Genomic DNA, 22826 nt, shown 5'->3' on the forward strand with positions numbered 1-22826 from the left:
TTTTGGGGAGATGATTGCGTATATATTAAACGAATAATTACAAGTTTTCACTATTCTTCTGGTTTTTCAGGGCCCATTCTACCTGCTGCAAAATTCCTCGCAGCATGGCCACCTCCCCAGTTTTCAAGTGAGCGCGATTATATAATTGGCGAAATTTTCCCATCCGACTAGCTGCCGTATGGGGATATACATAACCAATTTTCAGTAATACTGATTCTAATTGCTGGTAGTATCCTTCCACAACATCCAAGGGTGCGAGTTCAGTTTGAGGTAAGGTTTGAGTGTCAAGTTTTTGGGCAGATTGTGACAATTCATAACAACAAATTGCGACAGCAGTAGCCAAATTTAGGGCGACATAATCTTGACTTGTGGGAATGCCAACAAACCTCTGTGCATAATTTAATTCTTGATTGCTTAATCCCCGGTCTTCTCTGCCAAAAATCAGGGCTGTGGGTTTTTCTGGCTCCTCCAGTAACCAGGGTAGTGCAGTGCGGGGATTTTCTAAAGGTGTTTCTAAACTGCGAACGCGACCAGTAGTAGCGATCGCCCGTACACATCCATGCAATGCTTCTGGTAAGGTCGCCACTATTACCGCAGATTCTATAATTTCCTGGGCGTGAACAGCCATCATCAAAGCTTCCGTCGATAGGGGATCGCATTGGGGGTTCACTAATACTAAATTATATAGCCCGAAATTTTTCATGACTCTGGCGATCGCGCCGATATTAATCGGCCCAGCTGGTTCTACCAACACAATTCTTAATCCAGCCAAGCCCATTTTTTGCCTCCTGCGATCGCACCAGATAATACTTACAGACTAATTTTCAGCGTTGTGGTTCTGCTGAAGAGTTTCCTTGAAATCATTTTAGCTGTGTAAGTGAATGCCTGCGTCAGGTCTGAACAGTTCAGCGCAATCTTTGCCGTTCAGCTAGTCGTTCGTTGCTATTTATTTGTAGCAATCTAATCGTTGTACGTCCTGTAGGCGTTAATCCCACCAGATCCAGTTCTGAAAAGGTGAAGTGTTCAGCCCATTTCTGAGTGCGTGGGTTAAACAAAAAACTAAAAGCCCCTGTTTCTGGATCAAAAGATCCTAAGTCAGTACCTTTATGACGATTACATCTCCAGCAGGTGAAAGCTAAGTTATCAGCATTTGTTACACCGCCGTGCTTTTGGGCAATAACATGATCTATTTCATGGGAAAAAAAAGCAACTCCTGCGGGTAACTGGCAATATTCGCATCTGTAGTTTGCGCGTTCTTCTACGAGTCGGCGAAGAACAATCGGAATATAGATTGCACTCACAGTCAGCTGGTCAAATAAGATAAGTTACCTGCTTTAATCATCACAACTAAGTGTTCAATACGTTCGTATTCATCTAGTTCTTTCAACTCCGTGGGTGTGAGTTCACCTGCGTTACTGCGTGTTAGCAAGGTACGCAATCGTTCTTGCATTTCGGGAGTAGGTTTAAATTCAGCAATTTGTTCGGGAGTGGGGTTGCTAGCCAAAAAATCTAAGATATATCGGTAAACTTGTGCTGGTACAGCTGGTTGTTGGAGACTCAATGCAAGTAGTTCCGGTAAGCGATCGCCTACTTGTGCTAATTGTTGAGATAATTCCTCTGATACTTCTAGAATGATTCTTGGCATGGGGATTGCATTGGCAATTTACTATTATTAAATGATATATCTCGAAATCTTTCATTACTCTGGCGATCGCTCCGACATTACTCACCCCAGCTACTACCAAGACAATTCCTAATCCAGCCAAGCCCATTTTACATTTTATTGCCTTCTGCCTCCTGCCCCCTGTACCCTGCCTTTCTTGGCAATAACAGACTAACAAAATATGTCTCACATTCTGGTCGAAAATCTCAGGAAGACTTTCTTTGTGTCTGAACGTTCCTCTGGGCTTTTCGGTTCAATACGAGGACTTGTGCAGCGAAAAACTAAAGAAGTTTATGCCCTCAAAGGAGTTTCGTTTTCCCTGGAACGGGGAGAACTTGTAGGATATATTGGCCCAAATGGAGCTGGTAAATCGACCACGATTAAAATTTTAAGCGGTATTCTCGTACCTTCTAGTGGAAAATGCCTAATTGGCGGACGAACTCCTTGGAAAGATCGAATCAAGCACGTTAATCGTATCGGTGTAGTGTTTGGTCAAAGAACACAACTCTGGTGGGATTTGCCAGTAATTGAGTCTTTCGATTTGCTGCGGGATATTTATCGCGTTCCCCAATCAGAATATCGTCAGACACGCGAAGAAATGATTGATTTGCTTGGTCTTGGAAACTTTCTCTCGACTCCGGTGAGGCAGTTAAGCCTTGGTCAAAGGATGCGATGTGACTTTGCAGCCGCAATGCTTCACAGACCGGAAATTCTTTTTCTTGATGAACCTACTATTGGGCTTGATGCAGTTTCCAAGCTTGCAGTCAGAAAATTTATCAAAGCGCTAAATAAAACTCATCAAGTAACCACCATCCTGACTACTCATGATATGGATGATATCGAGGCATTGTGCGATCGCATAATTATTATTGGTGGAGGTGAAATCCTTTGTAATGGAACTTTAGCAGCATTGCGTTCTCAAGTTTCCTCGCGTCGGTACTTAAGAATCGACTTAGCAAAGGATGATTTCTTTTTTGAAGAAGAAGGAGTCAGTATTATCTCTAAAGAAGGTCGCACTGTAACTCTCGCCTTCGATCCCACAAAGCTTTCTGCTGCATCTTTGATTAGCCAAGTTACCTCACAACATGAAGTAGAGGATCTTTTTGTAGAAAATCCACCTATTGAAGAGATAATTGCGGAACTTTATGCAATTTCAGCAGGAATTGTCCCATGAAAGCATATTGGTCACTGTTTGTTGCTAGATTTACACTGCTGTTGCAATACCGTGCTGCTGCTTTGGCTGGCATTGGAACTCAGCTTTTCTGGGGGTTGGTAAAAGTAATGGTTTTACAGGCATTCTTTACTCATACAACCTCTGCTCAACCTATGACTTTTCAACAAGCTGTAGGATATGTGTGGCTGGGACAGGCGTTTTTGATGGCAATTGTCCCTTGGGGAGGTGATAGAGATATTCAAGAACTCATCCGAACTGGTGCTGTAGGATACGATCTTCTCCGACCCACAGACCTTTATAATTTTTGGTTTACTCGCGCTTTGGCACTTCGCACAACGCCCCTGATACTTCGTAGCATTCCGCTTCTTGGAGTCACAATTTTTATTTTTCGCATTTTTGGGCTTGATGAATGGTCGCTTTCTTTTCCACCCTCCTTTGCTTCTTTTGTTGCCTTTTTTCTCTCTTTTATTGGCGCAATTTTACTTTCATCTGCATTAACTATGCTTCTGACTGTATCAATGATGTGGACAATTTCGGGCGAAGGAATTAATAGTATTCTACCTACTCTTGTTACTATCTTCTCTGGCATGATTGTTCCGTTGCCACTTTTTCCTGAGTGGAGCAAGCCTTTTTTAAATGCACTTCCTTTTTCAGGACTAATAGACAAACCTTTTCGTCTTTTTACTGGAAATCTTCAACCAAATTCCCTGTTTTATATATTACTGCATCAAGCTTTTTGGATACTTGTCATTATTCTCCTTGGGCGTGTTCTTGTGAGATATGGCATCAGAAAGCTTGTAATTCAGGGAGGATAAGTCAATAATTCGTAATTCGTAATTAGTAATTAGTAATTTTTTAAGCATTAAAATAGGTTAAATAGTTTATTTTAGATAAGAATTGCAACGCGACTATGAATGATTTTTTGCTTTACCTCCGATATATTTCTGTATCTTTCAAGTCGCAAATGCAGTACAAAGTTTCTTTCTGGCTGCAAGTTATAGGACAGTTTTTAGGCACTGCTGTTGAATTTTTTGGAATCTGGGCACTTTTTAGTCGTTTCAATAGTATTGGTACGTGGACTTTAAATGAAGTTGCTCTCTTTTATGGAGTAGTTAATATTTCTTTCGCTTGTGCTGATGCCCTTGGAAAAGGATTTGACTCATTTACAACAATAATTAAAAGTGGAGACTTTGACCGTTTACTTGTTCGTCCACGCACCACAGCACTTCAACTGTTAGGTAAAGAGTTTACTTTAAAACGAATCGGAAGACTTTTTCAAGGGATTGTTGTTATGTGGTGGTCACTTTCATCTCTCCACATCCCTTTAACTTTTAAAAGTTTATGGCTTTTAGGCACTTCATTTATTGGTGGGGTTGCGCTTTTTGTTGGCATTGTTATTATGCAAGCAACCATCACCTTCTGGACTATTGAATCTCTCGAAATTATGAATATCCTCACTTATGGAGGAGTCGAAACGGCTCAGTATCCTCTTGCAATTTATAGCAAGTGGTTTCAGCGATTCTTTACTTTCTTGATACCGCTTGCTTGCGTCAGTTATTTTCCTTTGCTTGCAGTACTTGAAAAAGAAGATGCTTTTTTAGTGCCTTTATGGTTTTGTTATGTATCGCCAATCGCAGGCATTATCTTTCTAATAGTTGCGCTCCAGCTTTGGAAAATAGGAGAGCGATACTATTGTTCTACTGGGAGCTAAACAAAATTTTAGGTGTGTACTCAGACGTATTTTAAATGGACAGATTTACTTTTGTTGACACAGTTTGGTTTTATTGCACCGACTTACTTAAATGGGGAATTCCCCATATTTATGCTGATTTACGTGTAATTACATACGCATTATCGAAAAAATGAAGTATAAAGTAACAGGGCAGAAAGAGAGTTAAAAACAAAAATAAAGATTCTTTTTAGAAAAAGTATTTTCGCCATCCTCGATTTCTACTGCCCAACTTTCACGAAACATAGTTGGAGATCATAGAATCTATGCAGCATGTATTTAAGCAAAGTTTTATACTTTCAGCCACTACTGCGATCGCTTTATTATTTGCAGGTTGTGGCGAAAGTAAAGTTGCTCAATGTAACAAAATCATAAAAGTTGCTAATCAGGGATCTACTCTAGGTCAAGAATTCGCTAAAAATCCCAATCCCGCAAAAGGTTCCAAAGCTCTAACTGAACTTTCTGGTAAGATAGATCCACTTGCCAAAGAGATGAAAGCACTGGAAATTAAAGATGAAAAATTGCAAGGTTTTCAAGGACGCTTTATCACACTTTATCAGAACATCAGCAAGCAATTGAATAATGCAGCAACAGCCATAGATAAAAAGAATCTACCAGCAGCAAAGGGCTTTTTGGTATCTCTGCAAAAGAGTAGTAGCGAAGAAAGTTCAATAGTCAATGAAATTAATAGCTATTGCTCTGGTAAATAACCAACTCTTGCTCCTACCTCTGCAATTATCAGTGCTGGATTAGGTAATCCTATGGGATTAATTACCACTCCAGACCAATAGGTGCGAATGGCTTGACCTTAACGCAGATTTTTGATTTTGAGGGATAGAGCATGAGTTACTGAGGTTAGATATTGGTCAATGAGTTACTCTGCATCACTATAGTTCCGGTTGGATAACGACTAGTTTCAGACAATTCCAAAGTCACGAATAATCCAGAGATACCTGTGTCATAAAAGTCGGCAGGCATCCAGAATTTATCTAGCACCTTTCCCTGGGGATTAATTTTCAGAGTGCCACAGGGAATTTTTTCGCCATCAGCGATCGCCCAAAGTCGATATACTTTTCCTGTGGGGGGAGCTGGCAGATTTTGCACGGCTAGAATCCCCTGTCTTTGTCCTAGATTCACCACAAAGCTACCCGTAGCGGTATCCGACGCATTCACAGCCTTAAGAGAGAAAAGTTGTGTCTGGGACTGTTGCAGTAGGGTATTGATGTCACTAGCCATACGGAAATCCTGTCGCAAGCGATAGTTATCCATTCCTAAATACAGAATTAGGAGTACCGCGACACTACCCATGACGTTGTACCAGAAAAGCCGAGATGGTTTGGGCTGGGAGGATTGGAAAGTCGTGGTAGCGGCAGCCAGAATGGCAGATTGGAGATGAGGAGGCGGTTCAACGCTGTTTAAGCTGTAAACAACCTGGTCTAAGGTTGCCTGAAGCCGCTTCACTTCTGCCACTAATGCTGGATTTTCTGCCAGCAGTTGCTCGAAAACTTCTAGTTCGGCGCGATCGAGGTCGCCCACAACATAGCCTGCTGCCAAGGTTTCGATTGCTTGAGGAGTAAGGGGTTCAGTCATAACCTTAGTCAATGGAGTGTTGTAAAATTTGCTTCAGTTTCAGGAGTCCCTGGCGAGTCCAGCTTTTCACGCTTCCCAGGGGTTTATGCAGTTGTTGGGCAATTTCTGATTGGCTCAGTCCGGCATCATACGCCAGTTCAATCACCTGTCGTTGCCGGTCTGAAAGCTGGGTCAATGCCTGCCGCACTTGCTGCGATCGCTCATTGAAAACAGCCTGCTCAACCGGAGTAGGCGCGGGGGGTGCAGCAGTAACGTTCTGCCCCCAACGTTGTACTAAATTAAGGGTGCGACTGCGCGATCGCAGTTTGTCGATCGCCCGCGATCGAGTCATGACAATCAGGTAGCGCATCAAATGACCGTGGTGAACTGGGTCAACCGGACGCTGCCATAATGACAGAAAAATTTCCTGGGTTAGGTCTTCGGCTTCCGGCTGGCTTTGCAAAACTTTCAGCGCCACTCCATACACCACGCTGCCGTAGCGCTGGTAGAGACACCTTAACGCCGTTGGCAGATGTGCCTTCAGGTCATCCAAAAGTGCGGCATCGCTCTTCGATGACGGTTCTGATGAATGGCGATCGCGAGAACTTAGATCCATAGATTCAGGTGAATAGACCGAGGCTAATTTCTCTGCAAAAATGCCTAATGTATCTTGCAGCGTGAGTGCCAATCCTGATTTCATAACTTCTTTTGAGCATAGAGCAAACCTACTCTGATCTCTAAAACGATTGATGAAGCTAATTGGATGAGTCTAGCGTCGAAATTTTTTAGAAGTCGGTTATTTCGTTCTGATTAACTTGCACCCCAAACCGAACGAACCGCAAACAGCAGTCTAGCAAGGACATTTAAAAAGTTTAAATCCAAAATTAGTTGCCAGTCGTCTTAAAGGTAGAGACAAGTAAGTAACCCAGTTAGCATTCTTTTCAGGCAGAAGTTGCAACTAAATTCCTGAGATCGCGCTAATTGCTTACCTACCCACTCCTACAGCTTTTAACACTGGCCGTTGCACTGCAATGTCCCGACGAAATTTATATCGTCAATTTGCAACGCCCTTCTTTGGCAGTTTGGATTCGACCAATTTGCCTGAAAGATTGTGCTGCATCCCAGCATTGAAGGTCAGTAAAACCGCTGTAGCCAAACAACCAATCTTAGAGGTAATTCTATGCGACGCTCTATTTCTGTGCTGTTAACAACACTGCTGCTGTTTGCCGCCATTTTGCCTGCTGCCGCGCAGACCCAAACCGCACCAACCAGCTTCAATCCCTACATGGCAAAGCAACCTTCTACAAACCAGCTTAATTCGTTTAATCTGGCAACTCTTGCGTATCAAGGCTACTTAAAAGACCAAGGCATTCCCAGCAATGGTGCATTGATGTCAGCGATCGCTTCTGGAACGATCGCGGCTCAAGACATTATTCAAGCTGCTGTCAAAGCGAATCGACTACCTGAGCAAGCGTTAAGCGATCGAGGCTATCGCCATAACCTTGAAAATCAATTGCAAGGATTTACAGCAGACTAAAAAACTGGCGTTACTCAATTAATTATGATGAAAAACACATTTCGCAAGTACCATCGGCTAATTGCTACACTCTTTTGTTTGCCATTACTCTTTACTGCTCTGACTGGTATTAGCATTGCCATCGCCGACACATGGTTGCATCAAGAAGAGCTTGCTGCATTTTTAATTACTGTTCACACCTTCCAAATCTTCAAACTCGATGCCATTCTGCCAGTTTTGAATGGGCTAGGCCTGATTGGCTTAGTGGCTACCGGACTCTCGCTGACCGGACTATTTGCTAAACACCATCAACCAAAGCGGATAAAAGAACGCTCATGAAATACATTTCTTATTTTTTCATAGCGATCGCCAGTGCCTTCTTGGTCATTCTGTTGTCGTTGTCATCCTGTAGTCCAAACCATAAGGCAATGACTAACCAACCAATGGCGATGAAAGCTCAACCCAAGGAGCAACCCCAAACTAGCCAACAAACTGCCGATACTACGGTCAAAATTCGTAATTTCAAATTTGAGCCAGCGAATTTGGCTCTAGCTGTTGGTAAAACGGTTCAATTTATCAATGTCGATGAAGAACCCCACACGGCTACGGCTACGGATGGTACTTTCAACTCTAAAGCACTGGATACCAATCAAACCTGGAACTACACCGCCACTAAACCCGGAACCTATCCCTATATTTGCTCAGTTCATCCCTTTATGAAAGGGACGCTGACGGTAACAAATAAGAAAAATTAACCAGAGGAATACCAATGCAACGCAGAAAATTTATTGAACACGTAGGCTGGACAGGACTCGGTATTGTCTGGGCTGTTGGTGGAAATGGCTTATTAACTGCCTGTCAGGTGGGAGAACCAAATGCTCAAAAATCATCCACGGCTTCACCGTTTTCCTTCGTTCAAATTAGCGATACGCACATCGGTTTCAAAAAACCTGCAAATGAACACGTGACCGATACACTTCAGAAAGCGATCGATGCGATTAATGCCTTACCTACTCCACCAGCCTTTGTCATTCACACCGGAGATATCTCCCATTTGTCTAAACCAGAAGAATTCGATCTGGCGAAACAACTGCTTTCCCAATTGAAAGTCCCACTATTTACCTTACCAGGGGAACACGATACGATTGGCGATCGCGGCAAAGCCTACGAGGAAGCTTTTAACCGCAAAGATGTCAAAGAAGGCTTACAGGTTTGGGATCGGGGGGGAATACACTTTGTCTCCTTGACCAATGTGCTGGACTTTGGGATAACCGGTACGGGCAAACTAGGTGAGGCGCAATTGGACTTGCTCTCCAAAGATTTGGCAAACCAGAAACAGGATACACCTCTAGTTGTTTTCAGTCATATTCCTCTATATGACCTTTATCCCAAATGGGGATGGGCAACTGCTGATTCGGCTAAGTTGCTTTCACAGCTATCTCGCTTTGCATCGGTAACAGTGTTAACGGGGCACATCCATCAAGTGATTGAGCATAGCGAGGGCAATATTCGCTTCCACACTGCTGCGGCGACTGCCTATCCCCTCCCGGCTCCAGGTCACGGCGATCAACCTGCTCCCGTCAAGCTCCCCGAAAATAATCTTTTGGCAGTGCTGGGATTCCGCACAGTTGAGGTAATTTCCGGGAAGGATACTAGAGTTGACCAACATGCTCTAAGCTAGAAATATAATTCAACAAATACTAAGAGCGATCGCATTCTGGGCGCTTTCGGATATAGTCCAATACGATTGATTCAGTTAAGAATTATTGGTTTTTGAAGACGCGATTATCGCGTCTCACATTAGGTTTTTGGGCTTAACTGAACCGTATTGTTTGAGCAGTGACAAAAGAAAGTTTTACAGACCTTAAATCAATCCTTATTAATTAACAACGCAACCGAAGAAGCTCTTTTACGCTTGCGTATCGAAATAGCACCAAACATAGTGCAAGTAAACAGCGAACCTAGAATTGTTGAGGGTTCTGGGACAGTATAGACGCTCACCTGATTACTTTTAGATTCTATTAAGGTTAAACGAGTTAACTTATCGAAAGTACGGGAATATTTACCCTTAAAGCTAGTCAAAGCATATTCCTGTGTTCCGCCAAAAGATTTATCAATAGTAGTCTGATTTGAATCAAGAGTTATGTTACTACTCGGTTCAAATACAAAAGCATCATTGTTACCTATAGTTGATAAATTTCCAGAAATCTTGAAAGAGTCTAAAAGATTACCAGTATCGCTGTCGTATAACTGATATAAAAACTCTCCACTAGCATTTGCACGTTCAGTCACGGCATCATCAATGGATGTTTTCAGGTTAAATAAGCCACTGAAATCAAAAGAAAACTCTTTGTCAACTATGAAATCATAACCGATAATCCCAGCAAAGCTTTCCGCCGATCCTGTATAGCCATCACCCTGACCTTGAGCTTGGCTGAAGGACAAATTGGAGGCAGAGTTGTTTGCATCGATATTAAACTTAGCCTCAGCGTTAGCATCAGCAGTTACTTGACCACCTGTGCTAATTGCTGTGGTTACATTATCAGTCAAAGTCCTAACATCTGAAGGGCTAGTACTAAAGTTATTGATGTTGAATTTTGACTCAGAATATGCAAGGGTAGCAGCTTGGCTCGGTAAGGTTGCCAATATCGAAGTAGCGATCGCTGGAGTAGCCAATGCCAAAAAATGCTTTACAACTTTGGTGTATTTTTTCATACAATTTATGTTTTTATTTTCCGATGTTAAGATTGCAAATTTGTCATGCTTGTCTACTGCCTTACTAATGAGTAAGAACAAATTATAGGCAAGCAGGATGTTCAGCTTGAGAACTTTTCAAGCCATGTTTGTCTTATGTAGAAGAAATCTTCTATTTAAGGACTAATTTTTATTTACCATTTGCACACTTTTATATAAGTAATAACCGTATAAGTAATTTAGTTATTAGACTTGATGTGCGTTCAATTGGTTACATATTTATACTAATCGTGCATCCACTAGTTTCTTGTAAAGGTAGAGTAAAAAAGAGCGTTTTTTAATTGGAATTTACGTAAGGATTCCGTAGGGAGAAGTTCACAAATTCAGTAGGGAGGAGTTCACATAAGTTCACATAAATGATGTTAGTGCCAGAGCATCCTTTGATGAGCAAGCAATTCACTGTAAAATCAAGCAACGATCGCCTGTACCAATTATCGAAGTCGGATTGGTAGCAATAAGGTTCGGTTAAGGTGCATAGTCTAAAGAGCGCCATAGCTATGAGACTGCACCAAAGAGTTATGGCAGTTCTCGTACAAATGAGGTTTTATTAAACTCCCCTGCGGGAATGCGTTCGCGTAGCGTCTCGTAGAGAAGCGCATCTGCGTTTAAATTTCAACACTCAATTCGCCGCGATTTTAGGTAAAGCTGCACTAAGAATCATGAATAGCTAACGGCAACAACAAGCGACTGACTACCCGATTATCTGGTAACTGATAGAAATTCAACTCTCCTCCTAGTTCTTGCATGAGGTTTTGGCAGATCGCCAGATGTAAAGCTGGTGGTTGGTCGAGGTTGGAAGGAACAAGCACATCTTTCGGTGTATTATCATCTAGTTCGGTGAGTAGCTGTGGTTCGATCGCACCGTTATATGTGATTGATAATTCTAAAGATGTCTGATGTTCAGCCCCTCCAGTTGTAGAAGAAGAATATTTTATATCTAAGGGTTTTGACGCATCTAAACGGCGACACCAAATATCAATTCTGCTACCGGTTTGAGAACGGTTACAGGCAGTAACCAATAATTCATGGATCACTAATTCAATTTTGACAATATCACCAGCGATCGCCATTGCAGATTGAGCGCTGGAGGGAGGAACGCCTCTAACTAATGAAGAATTCTTGGGTGCTTCTTGCTCGTCAATTGGTTGTCCCAAACCATGTACGCCAATCCACAGCTTTTGTTGTTTAAGTAAATTTTCAATCCGTTCGAGCGATCGCTTTAGTAAACTGGCTATGGGCATAGTTTCCCAACTAATATGTAGCTGCCAGTTCTCAAGTTTTAGCATTCCACTCATGGAGGTGGCTGTATGGTCTAACTGCCGCAGCAATAGCTGGTAGCGCATCTGAGTCAGTTCATTAGCAGGAATGCCCAAATCGTGTATTTGTTTCAGGGAATGGGCCGTTATTCTTTGAATTTCCTCTAGACGACGATGTTTATACCAGTTGAGTTGTCGTAATTCTTCGGTTGTGGATTCTAAAAGCCGGGTAATTTGCTTTTCGCGACGCCACCAAGCTAATTGAGAAATCAGAGTTGCTGTTGCACTAAGGTTTTGTTCTGACCAGCGACGCTCTTGATAGTCTACTAGCAATACTACACCTGTAGTTTCATAATCAGCAGTTGTACGTAATGCCATTACCAAAATTTGACTTTTTTCTGGAACATTCAACCATTTCCGGGTTTCTGGAGGTAAATTATCCACCTTCAAAGTCAGATAATTTTCTGTAGCAAGCGCCCACTGAATTAAGGCTTCAGCCTGGATAGAAATAGATACATCAGAAAAAATCCCAAATTGGCTATTGTCAATCACTCCAGGAATAATTTCTGCGCGACTTTCACCAGGTGCCCAAGATAGCATTAGCGCTAGGGGACAGCCCAAAATTGAGGCTATTTGTTCGAGTGCTGTAGGTTCTAAATGCTTTTTTTCGACCTCAATGCTGTTCTGGGATTGTGTCAGGATGCGTAAGCATTGCTCAAAAGCCTGGGAAGTTTTTTGCTGCTGGGTAGTGCGGTTATGTAATTGCCACTGACGAACAATTACACCAATCTGTTGACTGACAGCCCACAGCAATTCTTTTTCTAGAGTTGTCCAAGAACGATGGCTTTCATGAGTAATTACCAAAAGTGCTGCTGGTATATGCTCGTGAGTACATTTACAAACAAGCAGCGATCGCACATTATTCTCTAATAACAAGGGTCGCCAGTTAAAAAAGCGTAAATCTTCATCTAAGTTCTCAATTTCCACCGCCTGTGTTAAACCTTGCAAAAGCTGCCCATCTAATTCTTTGAGAGTATGAAGAGTAAATGTCAACGGTCGACGATTTTGGGGCTGACTTTGGTAAGTAAATTGATAATTCTTCTGCTCGGCGTCGTACTGCAACAGCAAAAAGCGGGTAGCACCTAATCGAGCTAAAACTCTTTTAGCACAACTGTGTAAAGTTACCTGAAGGTCATGTTCGCTATAGATACCTTGAGCAACTTGGCTAGTCAGTTGAGCATCTTCTTGAATCTGTTTAATTGTACCTTCCATGCTTTCGGTAGGTACAACTAGAGAAATTAAACCAGCAACACCCTGGACAAAATTTTTGTCTGTGTCTGTCCAGATGCGAGGTTCGTTGCTTTCCACCGCCAGAAAACCGACTAAGTTCTTTTGCCAGAAAATCGGAGCTGCCAGAAGCGATCGCACCTGCAAGCGTTGCAACAATTTTGCTGTAAAATGGCTTTTTAAAGAACTGCGGGCATCACCAATGGAGACTATTTGGTTAACTGCCAAAGCATAATAAAAATCGCTCAAGTCCTGTACAGTCATTCCCGCTGCTTGCTGAGTGCTAGAATTGCGATCCATTTTGACCAGCTGATTGCTCATTCGACACCAAAAGTAGCGCCCTTCGCGCTCAAACCAGTAAACATTTGTCCGGCTGGGGGAGACAAATTTATGAGTTGCTTGCACCGCTGCTTCAAGTCTTTGATTCAGGTTACTGAGGCTGCGTAAATTTTCTAGCAATTCTAATAATGGCTCGTCAGTTCGCCTGGTTTGCTTTTGGTGCTTATGCATCTCATTTTGATAAAGCACTGCCCCCAGTTCACCTAAAACCATCATCAAACGTGCTTTTGTTTCTCCTGTCAGTAGGTAGCCCCAGCGTTCTGAACCCAGTAATACCAAGCCCAAGCAACGGTCTTTGTAGCGAACCGGTAAAATAATCGTTCCTTGGATGTGGAATTTTTCGGCAACTTTTCGCCATTCGGCGGCGCGGATTTCAGTTTGTAAATCAGCTACGCCTAAAGGATGCTGTTCAATTACTACTTGCTCTAATAAATCCCCAGGACTGAGAACAACTCTTTGGCGTAAAAAGCTCATGTCGCGATCGGGTGTGATGCCCCCTTTTCCGAATAATATGTGATTTAGGCGATCGTAAAGAGCAATCCAAATCAGTTTGTAGTCAAACTCTTCTTTGAGATAAGAAATAGTAGTTTCAATCAGAACGTCAACATCATCTTCTTCTCTAAGGCTCTGGAGGACGCGCCCCAAAGAGAGGATTTGCTGTTCGGCGGCTATAGGTTTTTGTGGCTGCCCCATCTGATTTCTTGGTTAACATAACTTGTAATATATAAGATGCCCAGAAAAGCACCTTGACTAATATCGCCACAGGTGTTTGCTGAAAGTTATAGCTAACAGGTAGCTGAAAGTTACATTATGGAGTGCGAAGGAAATGGGTGAATCTGCGTCCGATGCTCAAGAAGAGCAGCGACAAGTCTCAGAGGAAAAACGAGAGTCTGCTGAAGATAGCAGGCTCTTGCAAGAGAAGGAGCGAGAGTCTGCTGAAGATGTCAGGTTATCACAAGAGGAGCAGCGACAGCTTGCTGAAGAAATGAGAAATTCTGCTGAAGAAACCCGATCCCTTGCTGAAGAAGTCAGGAAAACTGCTGAAAAAATGCGGCGATCTAAAGAAGAACTCCGACAAAGTAAAGAGGAAGCGCGGCAGTATAAAGAGGAACTCCGACAAGCTAGAGAAGAACTCCAGCAAGCTAGAGAGGAACTCCGACAAGCTAGAGAGGAAGCGCAGCAATCTATCGAATTCGCGTAGTGTAAAGATTGAAATGGATATTTATCAACTTGCTATTCGTCCGCTTTTGTTCAATGTGGTAAAAACCGATTCGGAGTGGTTACACCAGCAGACAATTCGCAGTTTTAGCTGGCTATCAAAAACCCCTGCTAGTTGGGCAAACCAACGCTTACAAAAATCTTTTTGTTTGTACGATTCGCGTCTAGAACAAAATTTGTTTGGGCTAAACTTCCCAAATCCCGTAGGGTTAGCGGCTGGCTTCGATAAGGATGGAGTCGCTGCGGGCATTTGGCCTAACCTGGGTTTTGGCTTTGCAGAACTAGGAACTGTAACTTTTCACGCACAACCAGGAAATCCGCACCCTCGTTTGTTTCGCCTACCGTTGGATAAAGCTGCTCTCAATCGAATGGGCTTTAATAACAGTGGTGCAGTAGCAATGGCGGCACGTTTGGCACAAGAAAAGCATGAGCTTACCCGATCGATACCCATAGGGATAAATTTGGGTAAATCTAAGATAACTCCCTTAGAAGCAGCCGCACAGGATTATCTCGATAGTTTTCGTTTACTCAAGAATTTGGGAGACTATTTTGTTGTTAATGTCTCTTCTCCCAATACACCAGGGTTACGATCGCTCCAAGATGCTTCTATGCTCAGTGCCATCTTAGATTTATTACAACAAGAAAATACCACACATAAACCAATTTTTGTCAAGATTGCGCCAGATTTAGATTGGGTTGCGATCGCTGACATCATAACTCTTGCTAAAACCTACCAACTGGCGGGAATTATCGCCACTAACACCACCATCCGCCGTGATGGACTCAAAACCCAGGCGATCGACCAAACGGGCAAATCACCCCAGGATGAAGCAGGCGGAATTAGCGGTGAACCATTGCGCGATCGCTCCACTGAGGTAATTCGTTTTATTTGGCAGCAAACTCAAGGACAAATCCCAATTATTGGTGTTGGTGGTATTTTTTCTGCTGAAGATGCTTGGGAAAAAATTACTGCTGGTGCTAGCTTGATTCAGGTTTATACAGGCTGGATTTACGAAGGGCCAATGATGGTACGCCGAATTCTAGCTGGTTTACTTTCCAAGCTAGAACAAAGCGGATTAAATTCCATCAATGATGCTGTGGGTTTACAAACAAAAATTCCAAAATTCTAATTACGAATTACGAATTACGAATTACGAATTGTTTTACCCTTCTTCCTCCACTGGGAAAAACTCTTTAGTTTTTTCCGAAAATGACCAGGCAATACCATCAGGGTCTTTGCTGCGGCTCCACTCAGGAAACTCTGGATCGTTTCGCCGTTTATAAACCGTGCTGGAATAGACATTGAGCCGTTTCGCAAGTTCAGATTGAATTAGAGAGCCAAAAATTAACTGTTTTTCCAGCGATCGTTTAACTTCCTCATCTGTTGGCTGTGGAAGTGATTCGGTTTCTGGTTCTTCCTCCTGCGGGGTTGGTGGTGCTAATAGCGATCGCGCTGTTTTAGTAACTGGTTGAGCTGGAAATTCTTTAACAGGCTCACTATTGTCAAGAATATTGCCGAGAATGCTGGCAGTTATAAAGTAATAAGACTCCCCTGCATCTTCAGAGTTGACTATACTAGCTCCAAATTCCGAGGCTTTACTATCCAAGTAGCGTTTTGCCGTTGTTCCAGGAAAATTGCCCCTGATTGCCAAGTCCATTGGCGTCAGTCTGCCCTGATTTTCACGAACCAATTGATGAAAAATTGGGTTAACTCGATAAGTCCACTGTTGCCATTGATATTCCTGCCAAAGCTTGAAGGCAATTACTAGCACAATTACCGCCAGTAAAATTCTCCAGGTAGTAACTAGGAAAATAATCAAAAACGAGATGGGCAAAAGTAGAACGAGAAAAGCCTTGCCGTTACCTTCTATGGGTTTCTCACTCATGCCGATTTTTGCCAAGTGAATTTTGGGAAATAATATTATTATATTGGCAAAAATTGAGACACTTTTTTGTATCGTTTGGCAAAGTCGCGGCAAAATTTTCGGCAAAAGCTTTATTCAGTAAGTGTTATAGGCTTATTAACTTTTTGCTCATATAAGATTGGTCTGCGATGCCTACGGCGGTAAACTACGCGCAAAAGTTTTTACCAGAAAAAAGAAGGGGGTTGAGATGTATGGCGATCGTAATACATATCAGCTTTTCTTTCCAAAGCAATAATTCTAAATTAGCTTGTCAGACCCTTGACAACAGATAATACATATACTACATTAATAATACAAGTCAACTTTCATGAGGGAGTTAGCTTTCACCAGTAGCGAATAGCTCAAATGGCAGAGCGCCCACCTTGCCCGGAAGGGCCGACGTATCGAGGGTTATCGCATATAACTAAAACACCCCCGATCAAACTTCTGGAGGTGTAGGTAAAAATCCTACTTCGTTACAGCAAATTTAATGCTGAATTTTGAATTTTGAATTTTGAATTTTCATGTGGTGGGTAGCTCAGTGGATAGAGCGCCTAAATATCCTTATTCACACCTTGCCTGAAAAGGCCGACGAATTGAGGGTTATCGCCTGCCAAGCGGGAGGTCGCGGGTTCAATTCCCGCTCCACTACACCAAATCTAGTCCTGAATTTTGAATTTTGAATTTTCATGTGGCGGGTAGCTCAGAGGTAGAGCGCTAAACATCCTTGTTCACCCCTTGCCTGCAAAGGCCGACGAATTAGGGTTATCGATTAGGGTTCGAGAGGTCGCAGGTTCAAATCCTGCTCCGCTACACCAAATAATTTTGATAAATTTAAAATCCAAAATCCAAAATTTTCATGTGGCAGATAGCTCAGTTGGTAGAGCGCCGAAAAACATCCTTGTTCACACCTTGCCTGAAAAGGCCGACGAATTTAGGGTTATCGCCTGATAAGCCGGATGTCGCAGGTTCAAATCCTGCTCTGCCACTTTTCATTTTTGCCCGCAAGGGCCGGGAGATGAAGCGATGAATTACAATTTTTTCACTAAAAAGAAGACAACTACACCCCAAAATCAACCTATCCCCGGACGAGAAGCAGAAATGGTTCAGGGACGTTCCGGCGGCTGGATGTTTGATGCTGGTATTTGGAAGATGTTGCGCCGTTGTCTTTTAGTTGGCACAGCAAAAAGCACTTACTACGCTGGCAAACAGGAATTAACTGAAGATTTTGTAACAGTTGTAAGACTTGCTGTTGCCGAAAATCCTGGTCGTGTAGCAGAAGAAATTTTGTATGCTAGCGATGGACGCGCCATCAATAACAGCGCGCCTATCTTGGCTTTAGTGTTGCTATCGATGGGTGAAGCACCAGCAGCAAAACAGGCGTTTGGTGAAATTTTCCCGCAAGTTGTCCGCACTGGTAGCCACTTCTACGAATGGTTGAACTACACCAAATCTCTGCGGGGATTTGGCAAAGTAGTGCGGGAAGCTGGTAAAACTTGGCTCTCAAGGGAAGATGTTAAGGGTTTAGCTTATCAACTGTTGAAATATCAACAACGTCAAGGCTTCTCCCACCGGGATGTATTGCGGCTGTTCCATGTCAAACCGCCTACAGAAAATCACCGTCAACTATTTGAGTGGGTAGTTAGAGGCTGGGAAGAATTGCCAGCAGATATCCCCTCAGAAGCGTTAGCGCAGATTTGGTGGTATGAGTGGCTGAAGCGGAATCCTACCCAAACTCATGAAGCTATTTCCCAAGGACGCTTAACCCACGAAATGGCTGCACCTGTGGGCAAAATGGATAAGCTTGCTTGGCAACTGCTATTTCAGGAAATGCCAATAGGTGCAATGCTGCGTAACCTGGGTTCTTTAACTGAACTAGGTGTATTGCGAACTGACGAAACTACCAACTTACTGCGAGTGGAAGCAGTTCTTAACAACAAAGAACATCTGCGTAAAGGTCGCATCCATCCAATTGATGTTTTGAAAGCACTCAAAACATATCAATCTGCTGGGACATTAGGACGCAGTAAGAAAACTTGGAATCCAGTTCCTCGGATTGTAGACATATTAGAAAAGGCGGTTGAACTGTCTTTTGATGTTGTGCAACCCACAGGTAAAGTATTCATGCACGCCGTAGACGTTTCTGGTTCTATGGGTAGCATGGTTGCAGATATGGGGCTAACTTGCTGTGAAATTGCCACCACAATGGCACTGGTGACAGCAAAAGCAGAGAAAAACTACATGATTCGCGGTTTTGCTACCGAATTCCGGGAATTAGATATTACTGCCAAAGATAGTTTTAGTTCTGCGGTTCGCAAAGCTAGCAATCAAAACTTCGGTGGAACGGATGCATCTGTAGCTTATGACTGGATGATTAAGAATAAGTTTAAAGCAGATGTAGTCTGCTTTTGGACTGACTCGGAAAGCTGGGCTGGGTATAAGCATCCAAGTCAAGCGCTGAAGGAGTACCGCAAAAAGGTAAATCCCAACGTCAAGGCGGTGTATGTCACCTTGACACCTTACCAAATCACTTTGGTAGATCCTGAAGATTCGCTGTCTTGGGATTTGGCAGGGTTCGACCCAGGTACGCCTCGGATCGTTCAGATGCTAGCTACGGGTGAATTGTAGAGATTGCTGAAGGGTAAAGGATGAAATACTTTATCCTTCATATTTCATGGCGGGTTATCCTTGTTCGCAACTTGCCTTTCGGGGCCGAAGAATTTAGGGTTATCGGTTACGTCTCCACCATTGTGGGGATTAGCGGGTTCAAACCCCGCACCCGCCTTTATTTTTGATTTTTACCTCACGCAAAGAAGAAGGCGATTTAATTTTTGAATGGTCGTTTTTCTATTTCAGCGATGGGTAAGAGTAGGGTGTCTTCGATGTGCGATCGCATTTTCTCAGAAGCACTGTTGAGGCAGTCAACTAATAATCTATTAGCATTATAGTATTCCTTGAGTTGTTGCTTTTCTTGAAGGCTGAATTGCCAATCAGCGCTAATATTGATCCGGGGAATATTTGACATTAACTCTGCAATTTTTTCAAGCCATTCTTGGCCATTAATTTCAAACCATTTCTCAAATTTTTCTATAATTTTACACAACTGATATCCACAAATATCTTTGATTTCTTTCAGTAATACGATTGGAATTTTTCGATTAATTGGTATTAACTCAGGTTGAACTATATGCAATAAGCTACGGCAAATACTTATCTTTCCAACGTTTTCAGGTACAAGAGATTGAATTTGCTGTAATGCTTGATATAACTCTGGATTTATTTGTAGTTTATGATTGAGAACACGCTTAATCCCAGGTAAAATTTCTAAAAAAAAGTCTATATCACTTAAATCACTAGTATTGCTTATTTCCCAAAATACAGAACTTGGATCAAAACAATATAAGAATGTAAGAATACCATTGATGTCCTGAGCAATTTCAAAAGTAATATCTAGCTCGATAGATAAATGCATATCCAAAAAATGACACACTCCTCCATTTTCTAGCTCAAACCTGGGATCAATTTCATTAGATAAATGCCCAAATATGTCTACAACTAATTCAATATAAGCAGAACGAATACAAGCTTTTTTATAATTAAAATTGCAAAAAAGCGCTTGCTGTTTTTGATATATAAAATTTAAAAAATCTTGTAGTTTTTTAGATGATTTGAGGAATCTATCAACTTGCTCTTTCAAGGAAAAGAGTAAATAATCTATTGATTGTTTACTTAAATTAAGCCTTGATTTAGCTTCTTCCCATATAACTTTATGTAGAGAGTATCCTGCTGGTCGAAACACTAATAATTTAACTTCGTTTTGCAGCTTTTGTAAATCAAACATCCATCCTTGTGCAACAAGAACATGTAAATCATGATTATCTTGCCAATACTCAGGTATATTATCTATCCTTCCCTTTCGGAACTCTACTAGATGGCTTTGTTCCAAAGAATCAATACTAGATAGCTTTTCTTCTTCTCCTACATCCCAAAGTAGACATAATATACCAAGAATGGGAATATGAGGTATTTTCTGATAGCTAAATAATCCTAAACGGCAAAGAAGATTATAAGCATCAATATTATTATCTTGTATACGGTCAAATTGACTTGCAACTAAATCTTTTATGCTGCCCTTTAATAAAGATTTTTTATTGTCTTGCCAATAAGTCTCTAAGTCACCATTATATTTTGTTTGTATAGGTTCTCGGAGAACTTTCATACATAATGCATTACCACCATAAGATTTGTGGATTGCGCTCATAGCTGGAGTATTAACATTAATATCAAATATGCTAAAAAATTTTTGCCATGCACTCTCATCTAGTTCTGGTAATTGGTAAGCTTCAACAAAGCTCAACTTAGCTTCATTGAGCCTCTGACGACTGGTAATTAATGTGATTGATTTGATATTAGGAGCATTTAAAACTCTAATGAATAGCTCTAAATAGTCAATGTGGCCTTGTTTAAACTTACCATTCTCATCTAATGCAGTTTCAAGATTATCAATCACTATACCCACTGGTTTGTTCTGAAGCTTACGCTTTAGTTGCTCCAGTGTTCCTATGAAATCCTGTTGTGGTTCTTCTTTAAAGTGATGACGTAGCTGATCATTGACCCAACTTTTTACAGAAGTGATGTACTGAGGTTGCATTCCTACTTGAAGTTCCAAATACTCTAGCTTCTGAGTCTCGAAGTAATGATAAGCCAGTTTTGTTTTGCCTATACCACCTTTACCATAAATACCAATGGCTTTTGCATTACAGTCAATCAGCATATTGAGGTGTGCGATCGCTTCCTCACGCCCAACAAAATCAGGATTTTCAGATATCGTTTTATCTTCACTGAAATTTTCAGTTTGTGGTAACTCGGAAGTATTTTGATTTAATAACTCAGGCTTGTACTTAGCAAATAGAGCGATTAATTCTGGAAGCTTTGAACGGCGTTCGTCTGGAAATTCATTATTTAAACCAAATAACTTACAAATTTCCTCACGATGTTTTCTGACAGTTGATTTTTGAATATGCAAAGATTCGGCGATCGCTTCATCTGTTTCATTAGCCAGAAGTTTCAGCAGTACCTCTCGCCGCCTTTCGGTTAAGCGATTAAACACTGCATTGAAATGTTGTTGATTCATAACTATCAGCCCATCACAACCACGGTACACATCTGTGTACTCGATATACTCGCAAAGACTCACAGCATGTGTATTACTTGTGTACTAGGCTAACGCAAAAGTTGATGTAGTAATTCACCACTCACAACTTATGAAATCTACTTACATCAGCGGACGATGCTACTATCAAGGCAATGGTGGCGTTCTTCTTCCTGCTGTTACCACAGTTTTAAAAGCAACACAGCCCCCAAAGTCTCTAGCCGCCCTTTCCTATTGGCGTAATAAAGTTGGCGATGCAGAAGCAAATCGAATCGCTGCTAACAGCCGTCGCCGAGGAAATGCCTTGCACCAGTTGATTAAAGAACACCTGCAAGTTTACTCGTCCAAACCTGACAGCAGCCTGATTCAGCCTTACTGGGATAGCATTCAATCTGTGCTAAACCAACTTAGCGATGTTCAACTAGTTGAGCAAGTTGTGCCTAACTATCAAGAACTTTACGCCGGGAAAGTTGATTTAGTTGCTCGTTACCAAGGTGTTCCCCATTTAATTGAATGGACTACAGCCGAGGAACCAAAACTGAGATTTGATAAGCTTTATGACAAACCTTTACAACTAGCTGCTTATGGTGGTGCAATAAATCGGTATTATAGCGATCGCCTCTTTAACTGCAAAATTAACCATGCTCTTATCGTTGTAGCCTTGCCAGGTGAAGAAGCAGAGATTTTTGAATTTGACCGTGCAAGGCTAATTCATGTCTGGCATCAATGGCTTAATCGGCTGAATTTTTTCTTCAGTGCAGTTGCTGCCCAGAAGTGCGATCGCTTCCAGCTGAGTATAGGCGATCGCAATTTTTTACAAGCACGAGAGAAAGTGGGGAAGTGTCCAGAAAGCGTGCCAATTGTCAACTCAGGCTATTAATGGTTTTGAGCAATTGGGAATGACAAGGGATGCAGAAGAGATGCAAACTTTACTAGATTCTCCATAATTATCTGCAAATATCGCATTTCCACTTGTTTTCTAGCATGGCCGCTGCCCAAATTAGGCAATGGGTTACACCTTGTCGCCAGCGATCGCACTTCTAATTTTTTAGATAACAATATGCTTTGTTTGTCAATAAAGTGTAATATAACTTAGTAATCATTGGGCGATCGCTATTCTTTTCGATCTAATACTATTAATGCGGCAATCTGCTAAATATTAGCCTGGTTTCATCCCAAATTGTCCACCCAAAGACAGTAGATGAAGTTTTGTGTGAATAACTATAAGGTATGAAATAGCTCTGCATTCCAAAAAGTGAAAAAGG

21 protein-coding genes and 3 tRNA genes are annotated in these 22826 nt (G+C 41.9%); 15 read left to right on the forward strand and 9 right to left on the reverse strand.

Features of this window, described 5'->3' with window-relative positions:
- Window positions 1-37: 37 nt before the first annotated feature.
- The 3 genes from RM049_RS19400 to RM049_RS19410 all read right to left on the reverse strand — a co-directional run bounded on the left by RM049_RS19400 (window position 38) and on the right by RM049_RS19410 (window position 1645).
- The gene (locus tag RM049_RS19400) at window positions 38-778 is read right to left on the reverse strand and encodes an RNA methyltransferase (RefSeq protein WP_322705305.1); all 741 of its coding nucleotides are present in this window, start codon (window positions 776-778) and stop codon (window positions 38-40) included.
- Window positions 779-905: 127 nt separating this feature from the next.
- Window positions 906-1301, reverse strand: a complete 396-nt coding sequence (locus tag RM049_RS19405; protein WP_322705306.1) for an HNH endonuclease signature motif containing protein — start codon at window positions 1299-1301, stop codon at window positions 906-908.
- A gap of 2 nt (window positions 1302-1303) precedes the next feature.
- Window positions 1304-1645: a hypothetical protein gene (locus RM049_RS19410; protein ID WP_094350173.1), complete on the reverse strand. Its 342-nt coding sequence runs from the start codon at window positions 1643-1645 to the stop codon at window positions 1304-1306.
- A 199-nt stretch (window positions 1646-1844) separates the two neighbouring features.
- On the opposite strand from RM049_RS19410, the gene RM049_RS19420 reads away from it, so the two are divergent.
- The 4 genes from RM049_RS19420 to RM049_RS19435 all read left to right on the forward strand — a co-directional run bounded on the left by RM049_RS19420 (window position 1845) and on the right by RM049_RS19435 (window position 5276).
- The gene (locus tag RM049_RS19420; protein ID WP_322705307.1) at window positions 1845-2837 is read left to right on the forward strand and encodes an ABC transporter ATP-binding protein; all 993 of its coding nucleotides are present in this window, start codon (window positions 1845-1847) and stop codon (window positions 2835-2837) included.
- The gene (locus tag RM049_RS19425) at window positions 2834-3652 is read left to right on the forward strand and encodes an ABC transporter permease (protein WP_322705308.1); all 819 of its coding nucleotides are present in this window, start codon (window positions 2834-2836) and stop codon (window positions 3650-3652) included. Before RM049_RS19420 ends, RM049_RS19425 begins: the two co-directional genes overlap by 4 nt.
- A gap of 149 nt (window positions 3653-3801) precedes the next feature.
- The gene (locus tag RM049_RS19430) at window positions 3802-4548 is read left to right on the forward strand and encodes an ABC transporter permease (protein WP_322705309.1); all 747 of its coding nucleotides are present in this window, start codon (window positions 3802-3804) and stop codon (window positions 4546-4548) included.
- 284 nt (window positions 4549-4832) lie between these two features.
- On the forward strand, window positions 4833-5276 hold the full coding sequence (locus tag RM049_RS19435; RefSeq protein WP_322705310.1) for a hypothetical protein: 444 nt from the start codon (window positions 4833-4835) through the stop codon (window positions 5274-5276).
- Between the two features lie 145 nt (window positions 5277-5421).
- Here RM049_RS19435 and RM049_RS19440 read toward each other — a convergent pair whose 3' ends face one another.
- Both RM049_RS19440 and RM049_RS19445 read right to left on the reverse strand, forming a co-directional pair.
- On the reverse strand, window positions 5422-6156 hold the full coding sequence (locus RM049_RS19440) for an anti-sigma factor (protein WP_322705311.1): 735 nt from the start codon (window positions 6154-6156) through the stop codon (window positions 5422-5424).
- A 4-nt stretch (window positions 6157-6160) separates the two neighbouring features.
- On the reverse strand, window positions 6161-6835 hold the full coding sequence (locus tag RM049_RS19445) for a sigma-70 family RNA polymerase sigma factor (protein ID WP_322705312.1): 675 nt from the start codon (window positions 6833-6835) through the stop codon (window positions 6161-6163).
- Window positions 6836-7315: 480 nt separating this feature from the next.
- Between RM049_RS19445 and RM049_RS19450 the strand changes: the two genes are divergently transcribed.
- From RM049_RS19450 to RM049_RS19465, 4 genes are read left to right on the forward strand one after another with little or no spacing between them, the layout of a single operon-like run.
- Window positions 7316-7672 carry a hypothetical protein gene (locus RM049_RS19450; RefSeq protein ID WP_322705313.1) on the forward strand — a complete coding sequence of 119 codons (357 nt, stop codon included), beginning with the start codon at window positions 7316-7318 and terminating at the stop codon, window positions 7670-7672.
- 27 nt (window positions 7673-7699) lie between these two features.
- Window positions 7700-7990 (forward strand): peptidase, encoded by a 291-nt coding sequence (locus tag RM049_RS19455; protein ID WP_416212651.1) that lies wholly within the window; start codon window positions 7700-7702, stop codon window positions 7988-7990.
- Window positions 7987-8406 (forward strand): cupredoxin family copper-binding protein, encoded by a 420-nt coding sequence (locus RM049_RS19460; RefSeq protein ID WP_322705315.1) that lies wholly within the window; start codon window positions 7987-7989, stop codon window positions 8404-8406. The genes RM049_RS19455 and RM049_RS19460 overlap by 4 nt, the downstream gene beginning before the upstream one ends.
- A gap of 14 nt (window positions 8407-8420) precedes the next feature.
- Complete coding sequence (locus tag RM049_RS19465) at window positions 8421-9332, forward strand: metallophosphoesterase family protein (protein ID WP_322683154.1); 912 nt, start codon at window positions 8421-8423, stop codon at window positions 9330-9332.
- Window positions 9333-9520: 188 nt separating this feature from the next.
- On the opposite strand, the gene RM049_RS19470 is transcribed toward RM049_RS19465, so the two are convergent.
- Together RM049_RS19470 and RM049_RS19475 are read right to left on the reverse strand one after the other, a co-directional pair.
- A complete protein-coding gene (locus RM049_RS19470) occupies window positions 9521-10366 on the reverse strand; it encodes a PEP-CTERM sorting domain-containing protein (protein ID WP_322705316.1) in 846 nt (281 codons plus the stop codon).
- Between the two features lie 689 nt (window positions 10367-11055).
- On the reverse strand, window positions 11056-13980 hold the full coding sequence (locus RM049_RS19475) for a GAF domain-containing protein (protein WP_322705317.1): 2925 nt from the start codon (window positions 13978-13980) through the stop codon (window positions 11056-11058).
- A 133-nt stretch (window positions 13981-14113) separates the two neighbouring features.
- Between RM049_RS19475 and RM049_RS19480 the strand changes: the two genes are divergently transcribed.
- Window positions 14114-14488 carry a hypothetical protein gene (locus tag RM049_RS19480; protein WP_322683159.1) on the forward strand — a complete coding sequence of 125 codons (375 nt, stop codon included), beginning with the start codon at window positions 14114-14116 and terminating at the stop codon, window positions 14486-14488.
- A gap of 13 nt (window positions 14489-14501) precedes the next feature.
- Window positions 14502-15635, forward strand: coding sequence for a quinone-dependent dihydroorotate dehydrogenase (locus RM049_RS19485; RefSeq protein WP_322705318.1), 1134 nt, complete (start codon window positions 14502-14504; stop codon window positions 15633-15635).
- Between the two features lie 33 nt (window positions 15636-15668).
- Here the strand turns inward: RM049_RS19485 and RM049_RS19490 are convergent, their stop codons facing one another.
- Window positions 15669-16391: a hypothetical protein gene (locus RM049_RS19490; RefSeq protein ID WP_322705319.1), complete on the reverse strand. Its 723-nt coding sequence runs from the start codon at window positions 16389-16391 to the stop codon at window positions 15669-15671.
- A gap of 544 nt (window positions 16392-16935) precedes the next feature.
- On the opposite strand from RM049_RS19490, the gene RM049_RS19495 reads away from it, so the two are divergent.
- From RM049_RS19495 to RM049_RS19510, 4 genes are all read left to right on the forward strand, one after another.
- Window positions 16936-17065 (forward strand) — tRNA-OTHER (locus tag RM049_RS19495).
- A 35-nt stretch (window positions 17066-17100) separates the two neighbouring features.
- Window positions 17101-17227: transfer RNA gene (locus RM049_RS19500), tRNA-OTHER, on the forward strand.
- 44 nt (window positions 17228-17271) lie between these two features.
- Window positions 17272-17398: transfer RNA gene (locus RM049_RS19505), tRNA-OTHER, on the forward strand.
- Window positions 17399-17435: 37 nt separating this feature from the next.
- Window positions 17436-19037, forward strand: coding sequence for a TROVE domain-containing protein (locus tag RM049_RS19510; RefSeq protein WP_322705320.1), 1602 nt, complete (start codon window positions 17436-17438; stop codon window positions 19035-19037).
- A 196-nt stretch (window positions 19038-19233) separates the two neighbouring features.
- Here the strand turns inward: RM049_RS19510 and RM049_RS19515 are convergent, their stop codons facing one another.
- Window positions 19234-21543 (reverse strand): helix-turn-helix transcriptional regulator, encoded by a 2310-nt coding sequence (locus tag RM049_RS19515; RefSeq protein WP_322705321.1) that lies wholly within the window; start codon window positions 21541-21543, stop codon window positions 19234-19236.
- A gap of 130 nt (window positions 21544-21673) precedes the next feature.
- Between RM049_RS19515 and RM049_RS19520 the strand changes: the two genes are divergently transcribed.
- Window positions 21674-22441, forward strand: a complete 768-nt coding sequence (locus RM049_RS19520) for an exonuclease (protein WP_322705322.1) — start codon at window positions 21674-21676, stop codon at window positions 22439-22441.
- The last annotated feature ends 385 nt before the right edge of the window (window positions 22442-22826 follow it).

The sequence above is a fragment of the Nostoc sp. DedQUE04 genome, from assembly GCF_034530995.1.
In the GTDB taxonomy this organism is placed as follows: Bacteria; Cyanobacteriota; Cyanobacteriia; order Cyanobacteriales; family Nostocaceae; genus Nostoc.